At 72.5% G+C, this 17,570-nt stretch carries 15 protein-coding genes; 7 read left to right on the top strand and 8 right to left on the bottom strand.

Annotation, left to right across the window (positions count from 1 at the left end; all coding sequences use genetic code 11):
- Positions 1 to 281: 281 nt before the first annotated feature.
- The 3 genes from JGS22_RS02085 to JGS22_RS02075 all read right to left on the bottom strand — a co-directional run bounded on the left by JGS22_RS02085 (position 282) and on the right by JGS22_RS02075 (position 2,977).
- Positions 282 to 1,340, bottom strand: a complete 1,059-nt coding sequence (locus tag JGS22_RS02085; protein ID WP_308405786.1) for a sensor histidine kinase — start codon at positions 1,338 to 1,340, stop codon at positions 282 to 284.
- 61 nt (positions 1,341 to 1,401) lie between these two features.
- The gene (locus JGS22_RS02080; RefSeq protein WP_211040713.1) at positions 1,402 to 2,163 is read right to left on the bottom strand and encodes a response regulator transcription factor; all 762 of its coding nucleotides are present in this window, start codon (positions 2,161 to 2,163) and stop codon (positions 1,402 to 1,404) included.
- 79 nt (positions 2,164 to 2,242) lie between these two features.
- The gene (locus JGS22_RS02075; RefSeq protein ID WP_211040714.1) at positions 2,243 to 2,977 is read right to left on the bottom strand and encodes a spermidine synthase family protein; all 735 of its coding nucleotides are present in this window, start codon (positions 2,975 to 2,977) and stop codon (positions 2,243 to 2,245) included.
- A gap of 154 nt (positions 2,978 to 3,131) precedes the next feature.
- Between JGS22_RS02075 and JGS22_RS02070 the strand changes: the two genes are divergently transcribed.
- The gene (locus JGS22_RS02070; protein WP_211040715.1) at positions 3,132 to 4,064 is read left to right on the top strand and encodes a rhomboid-like protein; all 933 of its coding nucleotides are present in this window, start codon (positions 3,132 to 3,134) and stop codon (positions 4,062 to 4,064) included.
- Positions 4,065 to 4,666: 602 nt separating this feature from the next.
- Positions 4,667 to 5,167 carry a MarR family winged helix-turn-helix transcriptional regulator gene (locus JGS22_RS02065; protein ID WP_211040724.1) on the top strand — a complete coding sequence of 167 codons (501 nt, stop codon included), beginning with the start codon at positions 4,667 to 4,669 and terminating at the stop codon, positions 5,165 to 5,167.
- A 215-nt stretch (positions 5,168 to 5,382) separates the two neighbouring features.
- Here JGS22_RS02065 and JGS22_RS02060 read toward each other — a convergent pair whose 3' ends face one another.
- Complete coding sequence (locus JGS22_RS02060; RefSeq protein WP_211040716.1) at positions 5,383 to 6,321, bottom strand: hypothetical protein; 939 nt, start codon at positions 6,319 to 6,321, stop codon at positions 5,383 to 5,385.
- Positions 6,322 to 6,766: 445 nt separating this feature from the next.
- Here JGS22_RS02060 and JGS22_RS02055 point away from each other — a divergent pair, with 445 nt between their 5' ends.
- The 5 genes from JGS22_RS02055 to JGS22_RS02035 all read left to right on the top strand — a co-directional run bounded on the left by JGS22_RS02055 (position 6,767) and on the right by JGS22_RS02035 (position 13,215).
- On the top strand, positions 6,767 to 10,120 hold the full coding sequence (locus JGS22_RS02055; protein WP_211040717.1) for a nitrate- and nitrite sensing domain-containing protein: 3,354 nt from the start codon (positions 6,767 to 6,769) through the stop codon (positions 10,118 to 10,120).
- Positions 10,117 to 10,605 carry a roadblock/LC7 domain-containing protein gene (locus tag JGS22_RS02050; RefSeq protein WP_211040718.1) on the top strand — a complete coding sequence of 163 codons (489 nt, stop codon included), beginning with the start codon at positions 10,117 to 10,119 and terminating at the stop codon, positions 10,603 to 10,605. The genes JGS22_RS02055 and JGS22_RS02050 overlap by 4 nt, the downstream gene beginning before the upstream one ends.
- A complete protein-coding gene (locus tag JGS22_RS02045; protein ID WP_211040719.1) occupies positions 10,602 to 11,033 on the top strand; it encodes a DUF742 domain-containing protein in 432 nt (143 codons plus the stop codon). Before JGS22_RS02050 ends, JGS22_RS02045 begins: the two co-directional genes overlap by 4 nt.
- A complete protein-coding gene (locus JGS22_RS02040) occupies positions 11,014 to 11,619 on the top strand; it encodes a GTP-binding protein (RefSeq protein WP_211040720.1) in 606 nt (201 codons plus the stop codon). The genes JGS22_RS02045 and JGS22_RS02040 overlap by 20 nt, the downstream gene beginning before the upstream one ends.
- Before the next feature lie 342 nt (positions 11,620 to 11,961).
- Positions 11,962 to 13,215 carry a styrene monooxygenase/indole monooxygenase family protein gene (locus JGS22_RS02035; RefSeq protein ID WP_211040721.1) on the top strand — a complete coding sequence of 418 codons (1,254 nt, stop codon included), beginning with the start codon at positions 11,962 to 11,964 and terminating at the stop codon, positions 13,213 to 13,215.
- A 151-nt stretch (positions 13,216 to 13,366) separates the two neighbouring features.
- Here the strand turns inward: JGS22_RS02035 and JGS22_RS02030 are convergent, their stop codons facing one another.
- From JGS22_RS02030 to JGS22_RS02015, 4 genes are all read right to left on the bottom strand, one after another.
- Positions 13,367 to 14,524 carry a C40 family peptidase gene (locus tag JGS22_RS02030; RefSeq protein WP_211041638.1) on the bottom strand — a complete coding sequence of 386 codons (1,158 nt, stop codon included), beginning with the start codon at positions 14,522 to 14,524 and terminating at the stop codon, positions 13,367 to 13,369.
- A 586-nt stretch (positions 14,525 to 15,110) separates the two neighbouring features.
- Positions 15,111 to 15,374, bottom strand: coding sequence for a DUF8847 domain-containing protein (locus JGS22_RS02025; protein WP_211041639.1), 264 nt, complete (start codon positions 15,372 to 15,374; stop codon positions 15,111 to 15,113).
- Between the two features lie 10 nt (positions 15,375 to 15,384).
- Positions 15,385 to 16,098: a TetR/AcrR family transcriptional regulator gene (locus JGS22_RS02020; protein ID WP_211041640.1), complete on the bottom strand. Its 714-nt coding sequence runs from the start codon at positions 16,096 to 16,098 to the stop codon at positions 15,385 to 15,387.
- Between the two features lie 126 nt (positions 16,099 to 16,224).
- The gene (locus tag JGS22_RS02015; RefSeq protein ID WP_211041641.1) at positions 16,225 to 17,169 is read right to left on the bottom strand and encodes an AurF N-oxygenase family protein; all 945 of its coding nucleotides are present in this window, start codon (positions 17,167 to 17,169) and stop codon (positions 16,225 to 16,227) included.
- Between the last annotated feature and the right edge of the window lie 401 nt (positions 17,170 to 17,570).

Genomic DNA, 17,570 nt, shown 5'->3' with positions numbered 1-17,570 from the left:
ACTCGGCCCGACGCCCACCCCCGGCGTCGGACCCGCCGAGGTGGCCGGGAAGGGCGACCGGCGCACGAGGGAACGCGCAATCGACGTGAAACGGGCGCGACAGGACGCGGTGCGGTGTGCGGTACGACGCGGTGAGCCGGTTGAGCCGGTTGAGCCGGTTGAGCCGGTGAGCCGGTGAGCCGGTGAGCCGGTGAGCCGGTTGAGCCGGTTGAGCCGGTCGAGTCGGTGTGCGGTACGACGCGGCTGGACACGGTGCGGCACGGCAGCCGTGCGGCGCCGATTCAGTCCGCGGGCCGGGGCGGGCCGGGCAGAGTGACGAGCATCCGGCAGCCCGTCGGCGATTCGGCCACACGCACCCGACCGCCGTGCAGATCGACCGCCCAGCGCGCGATGGCCAGGCCGAGCCCCGTACCGCCGTCCTTGCCGTGCGAGGCGATCGCCGCCCTGCCGAACCGCTCGAAGACCCGGTCGCGGTCGCACTCGGGGATGCCGGGGCCCTCGTCGATCACTTCCAGCTCAAGTCCCCGCGCCTGCCCGGTGCCTCGCGCCCGCAGCGTGACCCGGCCGTGCGGCGGGCTGTGCTTGACCGCGTTGTCGACCAGGTTGGCCACCACGTGGTGCAGACGTTCCACATCCGCGTGGGCGGTGAGATCGGGCGGGTGCACGTCCAGATGGAGGTGGACATCCGTGCGGGAATGTGCGGGCCCCTTCGCCGAGTTGGCCTCGCCGAGCACGTTCGACAGATAGGGCCAGACCTCGAAACGACGAACGCGCAGGGGCACGACACCGTTGTCCAGCCGCGAGAGGTCCAGCAGGTGTTCGACCAGTCTGCTCAGCCGCTCGGTCTGGCGCAGCGCGGTGCGCATGGTTTCCGGATCGGCGTCCGAGACGCCGTCCACGACGTTCTCCAGCACCGCGCGCAGGGCCGCGATCGGGGTGCGCAGCTCGTGCGAGACGTTCGCGACCAGCTCCTTGCGGTGCCGGTCGACCGACTCCAGATCAGCGGCCATCCGGTTGAACGTGGCGCCCAGCTCGCCCAGCTCGTCCCTGCGGTCGAAGCGGACCCGCCGTGCGTAGTCGCCCCTGGCCATGGCGCGGGCGGCGTCGGTCAGCTCGTTGAGCGGGCTCACCAGTCCGTGCCCGACGAACTGCGTCACCAGCAGCGAGGCGATCACCGCGAGGATCACGATCACCTGGAGCTCGATCGCCGCGTGGAAGGCGACAAAGCTCAGAAAAGTGGTGAGCGAGACGGAGACGACCACCATGCTCGCCAGACCCGCCTTGACCGACCGCAGCGGGTCGAAGGGGCGCAGCGCCTCCCAGAGGCGGGCGAGCAGCACGAACCGGCCGGGCCGTCCGCGCGCCTCGTCCCGTTCCTGATCGGTGCGCGGGCCGGAGCCCTCAGGCACCGTCGGCGGCAGGTGCGGGGGTCTCCAACGCGTAGCCGACCCCGTGCACGGTGCGTATCCGCTCCGCGCCGATCTTGCGGCGCAGCGCCTTGATGTGGCTGTCGACGGTACGGGTGCCGGAGGCGTCCGCCCAGTCCCACACCTCGGCCAGCAACTGCTCCCGGGAGAGCACCGCGCGCGGTGTGTGCGCCAGGCACACCAGCAGGTCGAACTCGGTCGGCGTCAGGTGGACGTCCTCGCCGTCCACCCGAACCCGGCGCTGCGCGTGGTCGATCTCCAGCTCCCCGAAGCGCAGCGTGCCCGCCCGCGGCGAGGTCACGGCTATCGCGGCGCGCTCGACGCGGCGCAGCAGCACATGGACGCGGGCCACCAGCTCCCGCATCGAGAACGGCTTGGTCATGTAGTCGTCCGCGCCGACGCCGAGGCCGACCAGCATGTCCGTCTCGTCGTCGCGCGCGGTCAACATCAGGACCGGCAGCGGACGTTGAGCCTGCACCCTGCGGCACACCTCCAGGCCGTCGAAGCCCGGCAGCATGACGTCCAGCACCAGCAGGTCGGGCTGCCAGCTCTCGGCGGCCTCCACCGCGGCGGGGCCGTCCGCCGCGGTCTGCACGGCGAAGCCCTCGGCGCGCAGTCTGGCCGCGATCGCCTCGACGATCGTGGGATCGTCCTCCACCACCAGAACGCGGCGTTGTGCGCCCGGGGTCACCGTGGTGTCCCCGCCCTGGGTCTGCGCCGTGTCCGTGTGCTCCATACGCCCCGCCCTGTGCCTGTCACGTGAAGTATCAGGGCAGCAGAGTAAGGGGCGGGCCGCCACGGCGGCTACGCAGGATCTACGCGGGTTTGACTGCGAGGTGCACGGCGTCGGGGACGCCTCGGACGACGGCGACCTCTTCGGTGCGAACCCCGCTGAATCCGGAATTCCGCATAGCTTCCTCGAAGTTCGGGGACGGACGGGCGGACCAGACGGCCAGTACACCGCCCGGTGCGAGTGCGGCTGCGCAGGCGGCCAGCCCGGCGGGGGAGTAGAGCGCGTCGTTGCCCTCGGTGACGGTCCAGTCCGGTCCGTTGTCGATGTCGAGGCAGAGCGCGTCATAGCCGCCGTCCGGCAGCGGCCGGGCCCGTCCGCGCAGTTGGTCGAGCAGGTCGGCGTGGAGCAGTTCGGTGCGCGGATCGGCCAGCGCCCGCGCGGACAGGCTGCCCAGCGGGCCCGAACGGTGCCAGTCGATCACCGCCTCTTCGCGTTCGACGACCGAGATGCGGCCCCAACTCGGCTCGGCGGCGGCCTCGATCAGCGAGAAGCCGACACCCAGGCCGCCGATCAACAGCCGGGGTGCGCGGGCCGGCGGGCCGACGCGAAGCAGTTCGGTGCGGGCCGCGCGCACCAGCAGGCGTTCGGAACGGCCGTCCGAGGTGTCCATCAGGAAGCAGCCGTTGGCGATGATCTGGAGGCGTCCGCCCTGTCGCCGCAGCGCCACCTCGCCGTACGGTCCGTGGCGGCGGTCGAGGATTTCGGACTCGGCGGCTGCGTACTTCGGCCCCGGGCCGGCAGGCGGAGGAAGCGACATCCGCACATCCTGCTGCAAACGGTGCGCGAGTGCCGTGCACTGCCCTGACATCGAGCAGGGTCGGCGTGATTGAATCGGTACGGAACATTCACGTGCTGTCGGGAACCCCGGCCGTACGAGGAGCGACCGCCGCAGTTCGGAGGGAGCCGGGCACATGGGTACCTGGGTACGGACACCGCGTTCGCACACAGTCGCTACCCTGTCGCACTCCGCGGCCGGGGACGCCCCGGAGCGCGGGCAGGCGCAGAGCGCCGCAGCCGACGGACCTCCTTCGGGCGAGGAGGGTCGCGCCGGCATCCGTCCGTCCGGCGGCCGGGACGCGGCGAGCGACTCCGGCTCGGGCCCGAGCCCCGGTTCCGCACCACAGACCGGCTCCTCGGGCGACGGCGGGGCGCCGCCGCCGCACGTGTGGGCACGCCGGCTCTTCCCGACCCCGCTCGGCACGCCCTTCACCTTCTGCTACGCGCTGACGCTGGTCGCGACCACGCTCTTCATCACCTTCGGCGACCCCGCCGTGGTCACCCGCTGGCTCGCCGGCTCCAGCGCGGACGTGAAGAACCTCGCGCAGGAGCCGCTCTTCGTGCTCTTCGCAAGTGCGCTCTTCTACAAGGGGGCGCTGCTGTCGGTCTTCACCGTGGGCTTCGTTCTGGTGCTGACCGCCCTGGAGCGGCGCATAGGCGGCTGGCGCACTGCCGCCGTCTTCATCGCCGGGCACCTCTTCGCCACGCTCGCCACGCAGTTGACGGTCGCGGCGGCCGTCGCGCTCGGCCGGCTGCCGGACTCCTCGCGCAGCCGGTTCGAGTACGGCATCGACTACGGCGTGCTCGCCTGTGCCGCCGCGCTGGCCGGCGTGGTGCACCTGGTGTGGCTGCGCTGGGCGCTGATCGGCGGTATCGGGACGATGGTCCTGTCCAACCTGGTCACGCTCACCGACCCCGTTGTCGACTGGGGCCATCTGCTGGCCTTCGCCCTGGGCATCGCCCTGTGGCCGCTGCTGCGCCGCTACCAGCGCAGGGGTTCGGCGGTGGGCGGTCACTCGGCCCCGCTGCGGGGTCCGCGCGCCCAGCCCGGCGGCGCCGGCGCGTAGCGAGCCGCTCGCCGGTTCGTACCGCGTCGCTCCCCGGCTCCCGGTGCCGGGCCCGTGACCTGTCTCCATGACGCCGTGTCCGCGGCGCTGTGTCCGCGAGGCCGTGCCCGCGGCGCTGTGTCCGCGGCGCCGGACACACGACGAAGCGCCCCGCCGAACCGCTCACCCGGTTCGGCGGGGCGCTTCTCGTCAGCACCGGTCGGCTGCCGCCAGGAGCGGACCGGTACTTCCCCCGTTGGCTCTCGGAGTTGAGGCACGCGGTGTGCGGGGAGGCGGTCACCGCGTGCGTCGAACTGCGGCCCCGACGCGGGGGCCGCGTGCGGCGCCCGTCCCGGGGGCCCCGACCGTACGCGCGTAGAACTCGGGCCGGAAGGGGCTTCGGGCACCGCCTATGGTCTACTCCTGCGAAAGACTGGAAAAGCTGCGGATACGGGCACTTCGCCGGGAAACTTTCAGCCGACGAAAGGCGTCGCCGGACGCGGGAACCGATTTGGGCACCGCATCCCGCCGGGTGGTGGGGCCGGTTCGGCGGCCGAAGGGCGCTGCGCGGTGGCACTGTGCAGCCGATGAGCACTTCGCGTATCCGGAAGGCGAGGACGGGCATGACCGAGGACGGGCCGCATTCCGAGACCGTGCCGAGGCGGCCGGCGGCGACCGCCGGTCGGCTCCATCCGGAACTCCTCGACCTCGAACGGGAGTTGTCGGTCTTCCTGCGCCGGGCTCGGGCGGCCTCCGGCGGGCTCGCCCGCGAGGTGCACCCCGAACTCGAACCGGCCGCGTACGGACTGATGATGCGGCTGGACGACGCCGGCGCCCAGCGGGCCACCGACCTCGCGGCCTTCTTCGGCGTCGGCAAGGCGACGATGAGCCGTCAGCTCCGCGCGCTGGAAGGTCTCGGGCTCGTTGTGCGGGCCCCCGACCCGGACGACGGCCGCGCCTCCCTGGTCGAGCTGACCGAGGAGGGCCGGGCGCGCTTCACCGTCGTCCGGCAGGCCCGCCGCGAGACCTTCGTCGCCCGGCTCGCCGGTTGGGACCGGGGGGACGTGGCGGAGCTGGCCAGACTGCTGCACCGCTTCAACACCCCGCCGGACGCCGAGGGATGACGTCCCCGCGCTCCGACCCCGTCGAGGCCGAGAGCCCGGGGTCCGAGGCGCCCGGTCCGCAGTCCCGGGGTCTGAGGCGCCCGGTCCGCAGTCCCGGGGTCTGAGGCGCCCGGTCCGGGACGCGCCCGGTCCGCAGCCCGCCCTCCACTGAGCAGCGACGTCTCCGCGGGGCGACATGGGGCGAAGTGGGCGATGCCCGCGGTCGGCTCGGCCGTTCAGCGCGCCAGATAGACGGCCGTCGCGTCGTCGTGGGCCTTGCCGCGCGGATGGCGCTCGCCCAGCGGGTCGGCCCGCTCCGCCGTACGCACCTCCTCCAGGAGCGCACCGGGCCCGGCGGCGCGTACCCGGGCGAGGAGTTCGCCCCAGTCGCCGCGCTCGAAGACCTCGGTCCACCGGCTCGCCCCGTCGGTGAGCGCGAGCAGCGAGCGGACCCGGTCGAACGGCAACGAGCCGGTCACCGCGCGGGAGACGACCGCGGGATCGGCCGCGGCGGTGTGGAAGCCGTCCTCGGCGTTGCGCAACGACTCGATGTACGCGGCGCGTTCGGCGCGCGGCCGGCTACGGGCTCGTCGCCGCACCTCGTCCAGGGAAGCCTCCCGCACGGCGCTGACCCGGCCCCCGAAGGACTCCAGCAGGAGGACCGAGTCGGAGAGCACCAGGTACTCCAGCAACCCGGCGGCTCCTTCGGCTGCCGGTTCGGGACCGTGGCCGGGGGATGCGGCAGCACCGGCCGCGGGGTCGGAGCCGACGGTCGCGTCCGGCGGCGGTACGGGTGCCGTCACCGGTTCGCGTCGGGCGACGGGCGGGCGTGCGTCGGCTCCCCAGCGAACGAGGACGACAGTCGCCTGCGGGGTGCGTTGGTGAGAAAGGTCACAGGTTTCGCGATGAACCTCTGCGGTACGGGAGATGGCGTCGGCCAGGCACTGGGGGAGCGTCAGATCGCGCCGGGAAACGGTCAGTTCGAGAAGCGCGCCGCCGAGGTTCGCCACGAACCACGGCACTCCGTGGATACATCCGTCGGGGGCTGTGGGAGGGGTGACGCCGTCCAGGAGCACGAGCGCGCCACCCAGTCCTGAGGCGGGTGCGGCCATGGCCGCGTAGTCCTCGCTGGCGGCGTGCGGGAGGCCGGGCTCGGTGGCCAGTTCCATTCGCATGACGGCAGTCTGCCGGAGCTCGCGCGAACTCCGGCGGTGGCCGGAAAACATCGGTACGGGGCGCGCCGTGCCGAGGGCGCTCGAGTGGTCGACGCGGTGCGGATTCACCGGAATTGGGGCATTCGCACCGCGGGGGGCGAGCATCTTGCCATGCGCCGGGCGTGCTTCCAACCCCCGGCCGACACCGATGTCCGACACCGCTCTCCCCGGGTTGTTCTGCCGCTCCTGAGTGATGTTCACTCCTTCAGGTGGCGCGGCGAGCGAAGTCCGTCCACCTCCTCTCGGCGCTTGAAAGGCTGCGGTCTCACAGAAGACCTCGGGCGGCCTGGCAGGTCGATGCGCCGCGGGTGAGGCGGGGCCGCACTGATGCCGCACAACTGCCGCTCAACTGATGGTCGTCGGCTGGCGCACCCGCCAGTCCGCGGTAGCGAGAATGCGAGCACGGGTGGGGACTAAGCGACTCCGCGAAAGCAGCCAGCACCAGCAGGACCAGCCCACCGGCGGCCGAACACGGCGCGCACGGGTACGGAACCGGCTTCTGGTCTGCGTCCTCATCGGCACCCTCGCGGTTCTCGCCGCGGGCACGCCGATGCTGATAGCCGCCTCCTCGGACCTGTCCGAGTCACAGGGGCTGGTCGAACGCGCCGAAACCGGCAAACGGGCCGTATCACTGGCCCACGCGCTGGCGGACGAGCGCGATGCCCAGGTGCGGCGTCTGGCCGCCAAGGGCGCCACCGCCGATCCCGAGCCCCCGACCGGGCTCCCGGGCGAGCAGCCGGCCGAGGAGCCGCCCGCCGAGCCCGTCGACGTCGGCCCGCTGGAGAAGCAGGTCGACAGCCGGGTCCGCGAGTTGCAGGCCGAACTCCCCGACGAGGTGGCCGAACTCGTCGACGCCGTCCCCGGCCAGCGACGGCAGGCCCGCGGCGCCAACGGCAGCGCGGACTCCGTGCTGACCGTGCACGCCGCGTACACCGACGCCATTCAGGCGCTGGGCGGACTCACCGAGGACACCGCCCGCGACCTTCCGCCCAGGGCGACCGAGGACTCCGACCCGGCCGACCCGCACGCCCTGCCCTACCTCGGACGCGGAGTCGAACAGGCCGCGGCGACCAGGGGGCTGCTGCTGGCAGCGCTCACCGCGGGCGGCCCGCAGCCGGCGCTCACCGCCGCCGCCCAGCAGGCCCGGGTGCGCGAGCAGGCCGCCGACGCCGACTTCGAGCAGGCCGCGCACGAGGACACCCGTGAGCGGCTGAGCACCACCGTGACCGGCAGCGAGGTCACCACCGCCGAGCGGTACCTCGACCGGCTGACCGCGAACTCCCGCCTGAGCGAGGCCGCCCAGCGGGTCAGCGCCGACCGGGTCGAGACCAATCTGACGGCCCGGGTGGACCGGATGCGCAGTGTCCACTCCTCACTCGCGGGCGAGGAGGTCGAGCGGCTGGAGACGCTGCGCGACGACGATGTGACCGCGCTCCAGCTGGGCTTCGTCTGGGTGGGCGGAGTGCTGTTGCTGGCGATTGCCGCCGGCGTGTACAGCGCCCGTTCGATGACCAGGCCGCTGGCGGTCCTCCGGCTCGGTGCGGCACGTCTGGCCGGCGACCCGGCGAACGAGCCCGAGGTGCGGTTCACCGGCAGGAACGACGAGTTCGCCGAAGTCGTACGCTCCCTCAACCAGGTCTGCGAAGTCACCGCGGAGCTGCGCGAACGTGCCGAGAAGGCCGAGGCGGACGCGGTGCGCCAGGCCGCCGGACGCAAGAAGCTCGCCGCCGACCGGGAGGCGCTGCGCACCCGCACCGCCGAACTCGAGGCACGGCTGGCCGAGTTGGACGGCGCCGTGCACGGCGCGTTCGTCCAGCTGGCACTGCGCAATCTGAGCCTTGCCGAGCGACAGCTGAGCCAGCTGGAGGCTCTGGAGGAGCGCGAGCACGAGCCGGCCCGCCTTTCGACGCTCTTCAGCCTCGACCACCTCGCCACCCGGATGCGCAGGCACGGCGAGAACCTGCTGCTCCTCGCCGGAGCCGAGCACGCCACGCACCAGCACCCCGAACCGGTGTCGCTGCTCGACGTGGTGCGGGCCGCGATCAGTGAGATAGAGCGCTACGAGCGCGTCGAGCTCGCCACGACTCCGCCACACATCCAGGTGGCGGGCTTCGCCGCGGACGACGTCAGCCACCTGATCGCCGAACTTCTCGACAACGCCACTGCCTTCTCCCCGCCCGAGTCCGAAGTCCAGGTCTCCGGCTGGATGTTGGAGAACGGAGAGCTGATGCTCTCGGTCGCCGACACCGGGATCGGCATGACAGCCGAGCGGCTCACCACGCTCAACGAACGGCTGAGCGAGCCCGAGAAGCAGGACCCGCCGACCGCCGACGGCGGGGGCGCGCTCGGCGTCGGACTGTACGTCGTGGCCAAGCTGGCCGAACGACACGGAATCCGGGTGCAGTTGAGGGTCCAGAAGCAGGGCGGAGTGACGGCGGTCGTCGTCCTGCCGCGTGCGCTGCTGCCCGACCGCCCGACCCCCGGACGGATCGCTCCGACGACGACCGGAGCCGTCGGCGGCCAGTCGTTGCCGGGCACCGAGGCCGAGGCCAACTCCCACACGCTGCCCGCGCGTCGAGGCCGTCCGCTGGTGGTCCGCGAGGCGAGCGCGTCCGCGGAGGAGCGCACGCCGGACGCGGACGCGGACCCGGCGGAGAGCGGACCCGCCGAACCCGCCGAACCCGCCGAACCCGCCGAGTCCGCCGGGGATGCCGAGTCCGTCGAGGGCGTCGCACGGTCGGAAGCCGATCGTGAGGGCGCCGAGCCGGAGGTGGCGGCGCAGGAGCCGGTCGACTCCGGGGTTCCGGCCGCTCACGCCGGTGACGCGGCCCCGGGCACTGCTCCGAGCGAGTCCCGCTCCGCCGACCATGACATAGAGGCCAGTCACCCGGCCGAGTCGGCAGGAGAGGTCGGGACGGCCGAGGGCGGAAGCACGGCCGAGGGCGCCGCGATCGCGGACGGCACCGCGGACGAGGCCGAGGGCGAAACCGAAACCCCGTACACCGGGGCGACTTCGGACGCTGCCGGCGCCCAGCCGGTCGTGCATCCCGAAGGCCCGGACACCCGCCCCGAGGCGGCCCCGCGGGAGAGCCCGGCGGCCGACTCCGCCTCGGGACCCGACACTGGCCCCGGCTCGGGAACCGACTCCGACTCCGACTCCGACGCCGAGTCCGACTCCAACGCCGACTCCGACCCGGAGTCCGGCAGCGGCGTCGGGGAAGCCCCGGCAGCGGACCGACTGCCGCGTACTGCGCTGGGGTTGGCCAAACGAACCCCGCACGTCAACCCGGTGCCGCCGCCGGCGTCCGCTGTACCGGCGCCGCGGGTCGGCGACGACCGGGCCGACGAACTGCGAAGGCGCATCAGCGGCTTCCGTTCGGGCACCCAGCGGGGACAGAGTGACGCGGCAGCCCTGCTTGCCGCTGAAGACAAGAGCGAGGCCGCCCGCGGCAGTTCGCCGGGCACGCCGAGCTCCGGTGCCGGTGGGCGTCCGAGCACCGACGGAACCGGCACCGGTGCCACGCCCGCCGATGCCACCGCCACCACCGCCCGCGCCACGAGCGACACCGACACGTACGAGACCGACACGACCGGCACCAACACGACCGGCACAGACACCGGCACCGACACGACCGGCACCGACAGCACGGCCGTGACCGGGCCGACAGAGAATGGCGACGACCACACCACACGTGACCACGGGAACCACCAGTCGGGGGCGGACGAAGTGAGCCAAACCGCCGAGGAGGCACGTAAGTGAACGCGTCGAGCGCCGCACAACCAGCGGGCACCACCGCAGGAAAGGCGGACAGCCTGCGCTGGCTGCTGCCGAACCTGATGGAGGAGGTTCCCGGTATCCGCTCGGTCGCGGTCGTCTCGTCGGACGGTCTGCTGCTTCTCAGCTCGGACACCGACGCCGGTACCGAGCAGGCCGGCAGCGAACGCGGGCCGCGCGGTGCGAGCGCCGATCTGGCGACGATCATCTCCGGCCTCGCCTCGCTCACCAGCGGCGCCGCGGGTCTGATGGACGGCGGCGAGGTGAGGCAGACCATGGTCGCGATGGACTACGGCACCGTCTTCGTCATGGCCATCAGCGACGGATCTCTTCTCGGCGTACACGCCGCGGCAGACTGCGACATGAGCACGATCGGCTACCACATGGCGCTCTTCGTCGGCCGGGCCGGCCACGTACTCACTCCCGAACTCCGTAATGAACTGCGACTGTCGATGGAGCAGGAACAGTGAACGCGAACCCTCCCTTGCCCAGCCGAACCGCCGCCGACCGCAAACCGGCGCGGGTGCGGCCCTACAGCATCACCGGCGGGCGCACGCGCTTCGGCCATGTGCTGCTGGTGGAGACCTTCGTCGCCGCCGTGGAGCCGCCCGCGCTCCAAGCGCCCCCGGAGCGCGGCGAGTTGCCCGGCCGCGGGTCCTCCGGGCACCGCGACCGGGTGATGCCGGAAATGCGGGCGATCATCGAGCTCTGCCGCCAGATGCGCACGGTCGCCGAGATCGCCGCGCTGCTGCGGATGCCGCTCGGTGTCGTACGGGTCCTGCTGAGCGATCTGGCGGACCAGGGGCGGATTCGGGTGTACGGAACCGGTCGGGAAGCCACGGGCCGTCCCGACCGCGCATTGCTGGAGAGGGTGCTGGATGGTCTACGCCGGCTCTGACGACAACGTGACGCAGGCATGGCAGCAGGACACCGGCAGAGCACCGATCGCCACCAAGATAGTGGTGGCCGGCGGCTTCGGTGTCGGGAAGACGACGCTCGTCGGCGCGGTGTCCGAGATCGAACCGCTGGTCACCGAGGCGGTGATGACGCAGGCCAGCGAGGGCACCGACGATCTCGCGGCCACGCCGGAGAAGACGACGACCACGGTCGCCATGGACTTCGGCCGGATCACCCTGGACGCCGGCCTGGTGCTCTACCTCTTCGGCACGCCGGGCCAGCGCCGCTTCTGGTTCATGTGGGACGACCTGGTGCGCGGCGCGATCGGCGCCATCGTGCTGGCCGACACCCGCCGCCTGGAGGACTGCTTCCCCGCGCTCGACTACTTCGAGAGCTGCGGACTGCCGTACATCGTGGCGGTCAACCACTTCGAGGGGACGACGCGGTACGAGCCGGAGGACGTGCGCGAGGCGCTGTCGGTGCCCCCGCGGGTGCCGATCGTGGTAGTGGATGCCCGGGAGCGCGAATCGGCGCTCGCCTCGCTCACCGAACTGGTGGGCCACGCCGTCGAACTCAGCCCTGCGTGACGGGGCCGGACGAGCGCCCCGCGGTCGCGATCGCGTCACCGCCGGGGCATCGTCCGGCCCAACCTCCGCCGGCTGCCTGCCGGTTGGTGTCGGCGCGGCGCGGCTGCCGGTGCACGAGGCCGGGCGCACGGTGGCCGCAGCCGCCCCGCACCCGGGCCCGTCCCGCCAGGGCCCGCCGTGCCTGCCACAGTTCACCCTGCCGCCTGCCGCCTGCCGCCTGCCGCCTGCTGCCTGCTGCCTGGCGAACGCTGTGCGCTCACCCGACTACCGTCACTCGAACTGACGTTGGATCATCTAGGTCGGGCGCGGGTCCGCGTCCGATGCCACCGAGGAGCGTGAACCATGCGCAAGATACTGATCGTCGGGGCCGGCCAGTCCGGTCTCCAACTCGCCCTGGGCCTGCAGTCGCAGGGGTACGAGGTGACGGTGATGTCGAACCGCACGCCCGACGAGATCCGCGGCGGGCGGGTGATGTCGACGCAGTGCATGTTCGACCGGGCGCTCTCCCACGAGCGCGATCTGGAGATCAACTTCTGGCAGAACCAGGCGCCGAAGATCGAGGGTGTCGGCATCTCGGTGGCCGGCCCCGACGGTTCCCGGCCGATCGACTGGCTGGGACGTCTGAAGGGTTTCGCCCAGTCCGTCGACCAGCGGGTCAAGATGGCCGGCTGGCTGGAGACCTTCGCCCAGCGCGGCGGCCAACTCGTCATCCACGGTGCCGCCGTCTCCGACCTCGACTTCTTCGCCCGCACCTACGATCTGGTCCTGGTGGCGGCCGGGAAGGGCGAGCTGGTGTCGATGTTCGCCCGGGACGGTGAACGGTCCCCCTACGACGCTCCCCAGCGTGCGCTCGCCGTCTCCTACGTCAACGGACTCGGGCCGCGTCCCGAGCACCCGGAGACCGAGGCGGTGCGCTGCAACCTGGTGCCGGGGGTGGGGGAGCTGTTCATCATGCCCTCGCTCACCAACAACGGCCGCTGCGACATCCTCTTCTGGGAGGGCATACCCGGCGGCCCGCTCGATGTCTTCCAGGACATCCGCGATCCGGCCGAACACCTCGCCACCACACTGGAGTTGATGGAGCGCTTCCTCCCGTGGGAGTACGCCCGCGCGACCAAGGTGGAGCTCACCGACGCCGGCGGCACCCTCGCGGGCCGCTACGCGCCCACCGTGCGCAAGCCGATCGGCAGGCTGCCCGGGGGCGGCGCCGTGCTCGGTGTGGCCGACGTGGTGGTGGCCAACGACCCGATCACCGGCCAGGGTTCCAACTCCGCCTCCAAATGCGCCGCCACGTATCTGGACTCGATCCTCGAGCACGGGGACCGCCCGTTCGACGAGGAGTGGATGCAGGCCACCTTCGACCGCAACTGGGAGAGCGTCCGGCACACCACCCGCTGGACCAACGCCATGCTCGCCCCGCCCCCCGAGCACGTGCTCAACATCATTGGCGCAGCAGGGCAGTCGCAGCAGATAGCCGACCGCTTCGTGAACGGTTTCGACGACCCCAGCGACCTCGAGGACTACTTCTTCGAGCCCGAGAAGGCGAACGCCTTCCTCGCGGAGGCAACTGCCGCCGCAGGGCCCGCCGACAGCTGAGCCTCGCCGAGGAAGACCAGCACGTACAAAAGCCGCCTGTACAAAGCGAGTTGATGCCCCGTCGGTGAACGCCGCAGCGGCGGTGGCGGCGGTGGCGGCGGTGGCGGCGGTGGCGGGGTCTCCCGCCGCCACCACGGCCGGGGGCCGTCGCTCAGGGTGCGGCGGCCCCCGAGTGGCCGGTGTCGTCGCCGTCGGTGGCGCCCTTCGGCAGCGTCGGAGGCGTGTAACGGTCGAGCGCGGCGGCGTGCGGATCGGGCCGTACGGCGCCGAGCACCGGGTTCGCCGCGACCGGTGAGACCTTCACCCTGCTGCCGGGGCGCGGTGCGTGCACCACCTGCCCCTTCCCGAGGTAGAGCGCCACATGTGAGGCGTCCTCGAAGTAGACCACCAGATCCCCGGGGCGCAGTTGGGAGAGTTCGATCCTGGTCAGCGCCCGCCACTGCTCCTGGCTGGTGCGCGGCACCGCCCCGGCAGCCGTCCTCCCGCGGGCCGCGGGTGTGCCGTCCTCGGCCGCCGCGGACCAGGCCCTGCTGGTGAGCCCCGAGCAGTCGAAGGACCGGGGCCCGGTCGCGCCCCAGCGGTAGGGCTTGCCGATCTGCCGCACCGCGAACTCCACCGCCGCGCCGCCGGCCGCCGACGGCGTGGAGCTTCCGCGCAGCAGTCCGGTGGCGAGGAACTTCTTCCCTCCGCCGCCCGAACGCTGCGGTTTCAGTTTCGCCATCTCGGCCCGTTCACGCTCGCTGAACGACCCCAGCAGCTCGGCGACCGAGTCGAGCCGGTCCCGCACCGTGTCCCGCCGCGCCTTCTGCTCGGAGGCGAGTGCGCGCTGTCGGGCAAGTGCCTTGCGGGCGCGCGCAGTCGAAGCACTCAGCCGCTGTTCACCGCCCCTCAGCCGACTGAGCGCCAGCGCCTGCCCGTTGGCCGCGCGGCGCAGCAAGTGCCGCTGTTCCAAGGCGCGTTGGGGATCGTCGGTGAGCGCCATGCGCAGATACGGAGTGAGGCCGGCCGTACGGTCCCGGTACTGCGCACGGGCCAGTCGTCCCGCGTCCACCCGGCGCAGGCCCAGATCCGAACGGGCGCTCCTGAGCTGCTTGTCGAGCCGGGCCACCTTGGCGCGCTGGGTACGCAGCCGCACCTGCGCGGCGTGGTACGCCCGGGTGGCGGCGCCGGCCGCCCGGTGGCGATGGCGGAGCTCGCCGAGCAGCTCGGTGACCGGCCGGTCGGGCAGTTCGGCGACCGGCCGGTCCGGCGGTGCGGCGTGCGCCCGGTCGGGCAGCGGGCCGCCGTGCGCCACAAGCGCCAGCAGCATCGAAGCCGCGGCGCCGCCGACCACCGCGGTACGCCGTCGGCCGCCCCGACCACGCAGCCGACGCCCTGCCCGCGCCTCGCCCCGGCGCCCGCGGCCGTACCCGCAGTTGCACGCGGGGCCGGGCTCGTGCGCGGGGCCGGGGCCGTGTACGGGTTGCGGGCCGTACGCACGGTCGGGTTCCGGGCCGTGTGGGCAGCTGTGCTCGTGTGCGGGGCCGTGCTCGCAGCCCGTACCGCACCGGGCCGCGCACGGGCCGACCGCGCCTTCGTCCCGACGTCGGCCGGTGGCCGCACTGGTCGCTCTGCTCGCTGACACGTCATCACCTCCGGTCACGCCGGTGATCGTGACAGGGGCGACGCCAGAGTTGTCGTATTTTCTGCTCGGATTGGGCCGAACCGCTCGCCCGCTCACCCGATGGCGCCCGTCCTCCGGTGCCGACGGCGAGGACCGCACCTCCGACCCCGACCCGGGGCCTCACCCGGCCCGCCTCTCCGGGGCCGCCCTCCCGGGCCGCTCGTTCCGGGGCCGGCCTGTCCGGGAACGGCCTGTCCGGGAACGGCCGGGCAACGGTCGGGCCCGGGCCGGGTCAGTCCATCCGGGACCAGGGCCAGCGGAAGCGGCGCGGCCGGCCCTCCGGGACGTAGACGTACCGGAAATCGCGCGGCAGCCGCAGCCGGGGCGTGACCGTCGCCGGCTCCAGCCGGTAGATGTACACCGTGGGCTCGCCGCCGTCCGGGTCCGGCACCGGCAGCTCGTAGACCGTGGGTGGTCTGCCCGTCGCGCCGACCAGCACGGGCAGTACGCGCCCGTCCATCGGGCCGCCCTCGAACCGTGTGTCCTCGCTCCTCATCGCCGCCCGCTCACAGTAGGCGCGCGGCCGGCGTCACGACCGGGAGGACCCGGTGGGCGAGCTGCGCGAGCGGACCGCCGGGCTCCTCCAGGTCGACGGCCAACTCGATGCAGGCGGCGGCCTGTTCGTCCCGAGAACCGGTCGTCACCAGCGTGCACATCAGCTGGTCGATGAGCCAGTCCCGCAGCTCCTCGCGGGGCATCGGGCGGCCACCGTCCAGCCAGATCAGGGAGGCGGCCTCGACGGAGGAGATCCACGTCCGCACGGCCGTGCTCAGCAGCGGGCCGGGATCGGACACCTCCAGATGCGAAAGAATCTGCACGGCCGCCTGCCGGCGCACCTCGTCGACTATGGCGCTCGTGCTGGAGGTCTCCACCACGCTTCCGCCGCGCAGCAGGGCGCTGAACCCCGCGTCGTGCTCGTCGATGAACAACAGATAGCGCCCGAGTGCGCGTTGCAGCCTCTCGGTCAGCGAACCGACCTTCGGCTCGTTGAAACACGTCTCCAACTCGTCGGCGGCGCTGCGCAGCGCCGCCTCGTACAACTGCTGCTTGCCGCCGGGGAAGTAGCGGTAGACGAGCGGCCTGGACACCCCCGCCGCGGCGGCCACGTCCTCCAGCGAGACCTCCTCCGGCGCCTGGCCGGAGAACAGGTTGAGCGCCGTGGAGAGCAGTTGGCTGCGTCGTTCTTCCACGCTCAGTCTTCGGTACGCCGGGACGGTCATGCCAGGCAGCGTAACCGCACCCTGGTCCGTACCGGGGGTCAGATACCGACGTCATCGCACGGAACCGGGCGCGCGGACCGACGGCCGGGACGTGGCCGGGACGGGGGTCCGGCCCCGAGGCCCCGCTCAGGCCAGGAGGCCGCTGCTCTTCCACATCCGCCGACCGACGCCGCGCAGGATGCCGACGTCGTCGAGGAAGTCCGTGAGCCGTTTCGCCCCTGCCTGCATCACCTCGCGGCGATGGCCGCTCGCCTTCACCTGCGCCACGGCCTCGCGACGGTCGAGCCCCACGTTCGTGTAGACCTGCGGATTGACGAACGCGACGGAGAAGACGCGGGCCGCCTCGCCGCAGCTGATTCTCGTCATCTCCTGCTGCCAGCGCGGCGCGGTCACCATCTGGCGCCGCAACTCCTCCCGCGCGTACCGCACATGCCGCGCCTCCTCCACCACGTGGATGCGCGTCACGCCGCGCACCAGCGGCTGGACGCGCTCGTCCGGGAAGGTCAGCCGCTGCATCCAGTCCAGCACCTCTTCGCCGAGCAGTGTGCAGGCGAACGAACCGGGCGTGGTCGAGACGGTCTTGAGGACCCGCGCCAGATTGTGGTTCAGTCGCGAGACCGGGTATGCGGGCGTACCGCTGTGGGTGATCATGCGCGCGAACATCATCGAGTGACGGCACTCGTCGGCGATCTCGGTGAGCGCGTACCGCACATGGGAACTCGTCAACGACTTGTCGTAGATGTGCCGCACCAGCAGCTGCATCAGGATGATCTCGAACCAGATGCCCAGCGACGCCAGCGCGGCGGCCTCGTGACGGGCCAGCTCCATCCGCTGCTCCTGCGACATCCGCCGCCACAGCGGGGTGTCATAGAGCGAGACCAGCTCCGGCGGCCAGAACCACTTGTCCGCGGGCATCGGAGCCTCCCAGTCCAACTCCTTGTCCGCGTCGAAGGAGTGGCGGCGGGAGGACTCCAGCAGGCGCTCGGCGACCTGCTCGCGGTCCTTGAGCAGCCCCAGCGCGTCGCGCAGCGCCTCGGCGGATCCCGGTGCGGGCTGAGGGGTAGTGGTCATGGCACCTCGCTGACGTGGACGGGCCGCAGGGCCGGGCCGCGGCGGGCGGACGGCCGCCGGGCGGTCGGCAAGCTCACCCGCTTTATGAGACTGCGCGTCAGCAAGTCCGTCAATCCCCCGGACGCGACTTGTTGTGGACGCCGATGTGCCGGCCCTGCCCGGAGGGGCCCAACGGTCGGTGGAGGCCGGGTACTTGGTGGTGGCCGGACCTGCGGCGCAGAGTCGCCCCCCGGCTGCTTCCCCGGTCGCCTCCCCGGCGGCGTCGCACGGGCACGGGGCCGTTCCGGATCCGGTAGCCCGAACACAGCCCGTGCCCGGGTTCAGCAGCCCGATCCCGGGGTCGGGCTGCTGAAACCGTCGCTGTGCCGGCCGGTGCGGGATCCGTGTCGGCCGGGTCGGCG

This window comes from Streptomyces tardus (genome assembly GCF_018101125.2).
In the GTDB taxonomy this organism is placed as follows: Bacteria; Actinomycetota; Actinomycetes; order Streptomycetales; family Streptomycetaceae; genus Streptomyces; species Streptomyces tardus.
This window is presented reverse-complemented; position numbering and strand designations above follow the sequence as displayed.

What these genes read in the sequence shown, in the direction of transcription:
- JGS22_RS02015 (WP_211041641.1), bottom strand. Translation starts at nt 17,169, where the DNA reads ATGACCACTACCCCTCAGCCCGCACCGGGATCCGCCGAGGCGCTGCGC.
- JGS22_RS02065 (WP_211040724.1), top strand. Translation starts at nt 4,667, where the DNA reads ATGACCGAGGACGGGCCGCATTCCGAGACCGTGCCGAGGCGGCCGGCG.
- JGS22_RS02030 (WP_211041638.1), bottom strand. Translation starts at nt 14,524, where the DNA reads ATGCTGCTGGCGCTTGTGGCGCACGGCGGCCCGCTGCCCGACCGGGCG.
- JGS22_RS02070 (WP_211040715.1), top strand. Translation starts at nt 3,132, where the DNA reads ATGGGTACCTGGGTACGGACACCGCGTTCGCACACAGTCGCTACCCTG.
- JGS22_RS02025 (WP_211041639.1), bottom strand. Translation starts at nt 15,374, where the DNA reads ATGAGGAGCGAGGACACACGGTTCGAGGGCGGCCCGATGGACGGGCGC.
- JGS22_RS02080 (WP_211040713.1), bottom strand. Translation starts at nt 2,163, where the DNA reads ATGGAGCACACGGACACGGCGCAGACCCAGGGCGGGGACACCACGGTG.
- JGS22_RS02035 (WP_211040721.1), top strand. Translation starts at nt 11,962, where the DNA reads ATGCGCAAGATACTGATCGTCGGGGCCGGCCAGTCCGGTCTCCAACTC.
- JGS22_RS02040 (WP_211040720.1), top strand. Translation starts at nt 11,014, where the DNA reads ATGGTCTACGCCGGCTCTGACGACAACGTGACGCAGGCATGGCAGCAG.
- JGS22_RS02075 (WP_211040714.1), bottom strand. Translation starts at nt 2,977, where the DNA reads ATGTCGCTTCCTCCGCCTGCCGGCCCGGGGCCGAAGTACGCAGCCGCC.
- JGS22_RS02060 (WP_211040716.1), bottom strand. Translation starts at nt 6,321, where the DNA reads ATGCGAATGGAACTGGCCACCGAGCCCGGCCTCCCGCACGCCGCCAGC.
- JGS22_RS02020 (WP_211041640.1), bottom strand. Translation starts at nt 16,098, where the DNA reads ATGACCGTCCCGGCGTACCGAAGACTGAGCGTGGAAGAACGACGCAGC.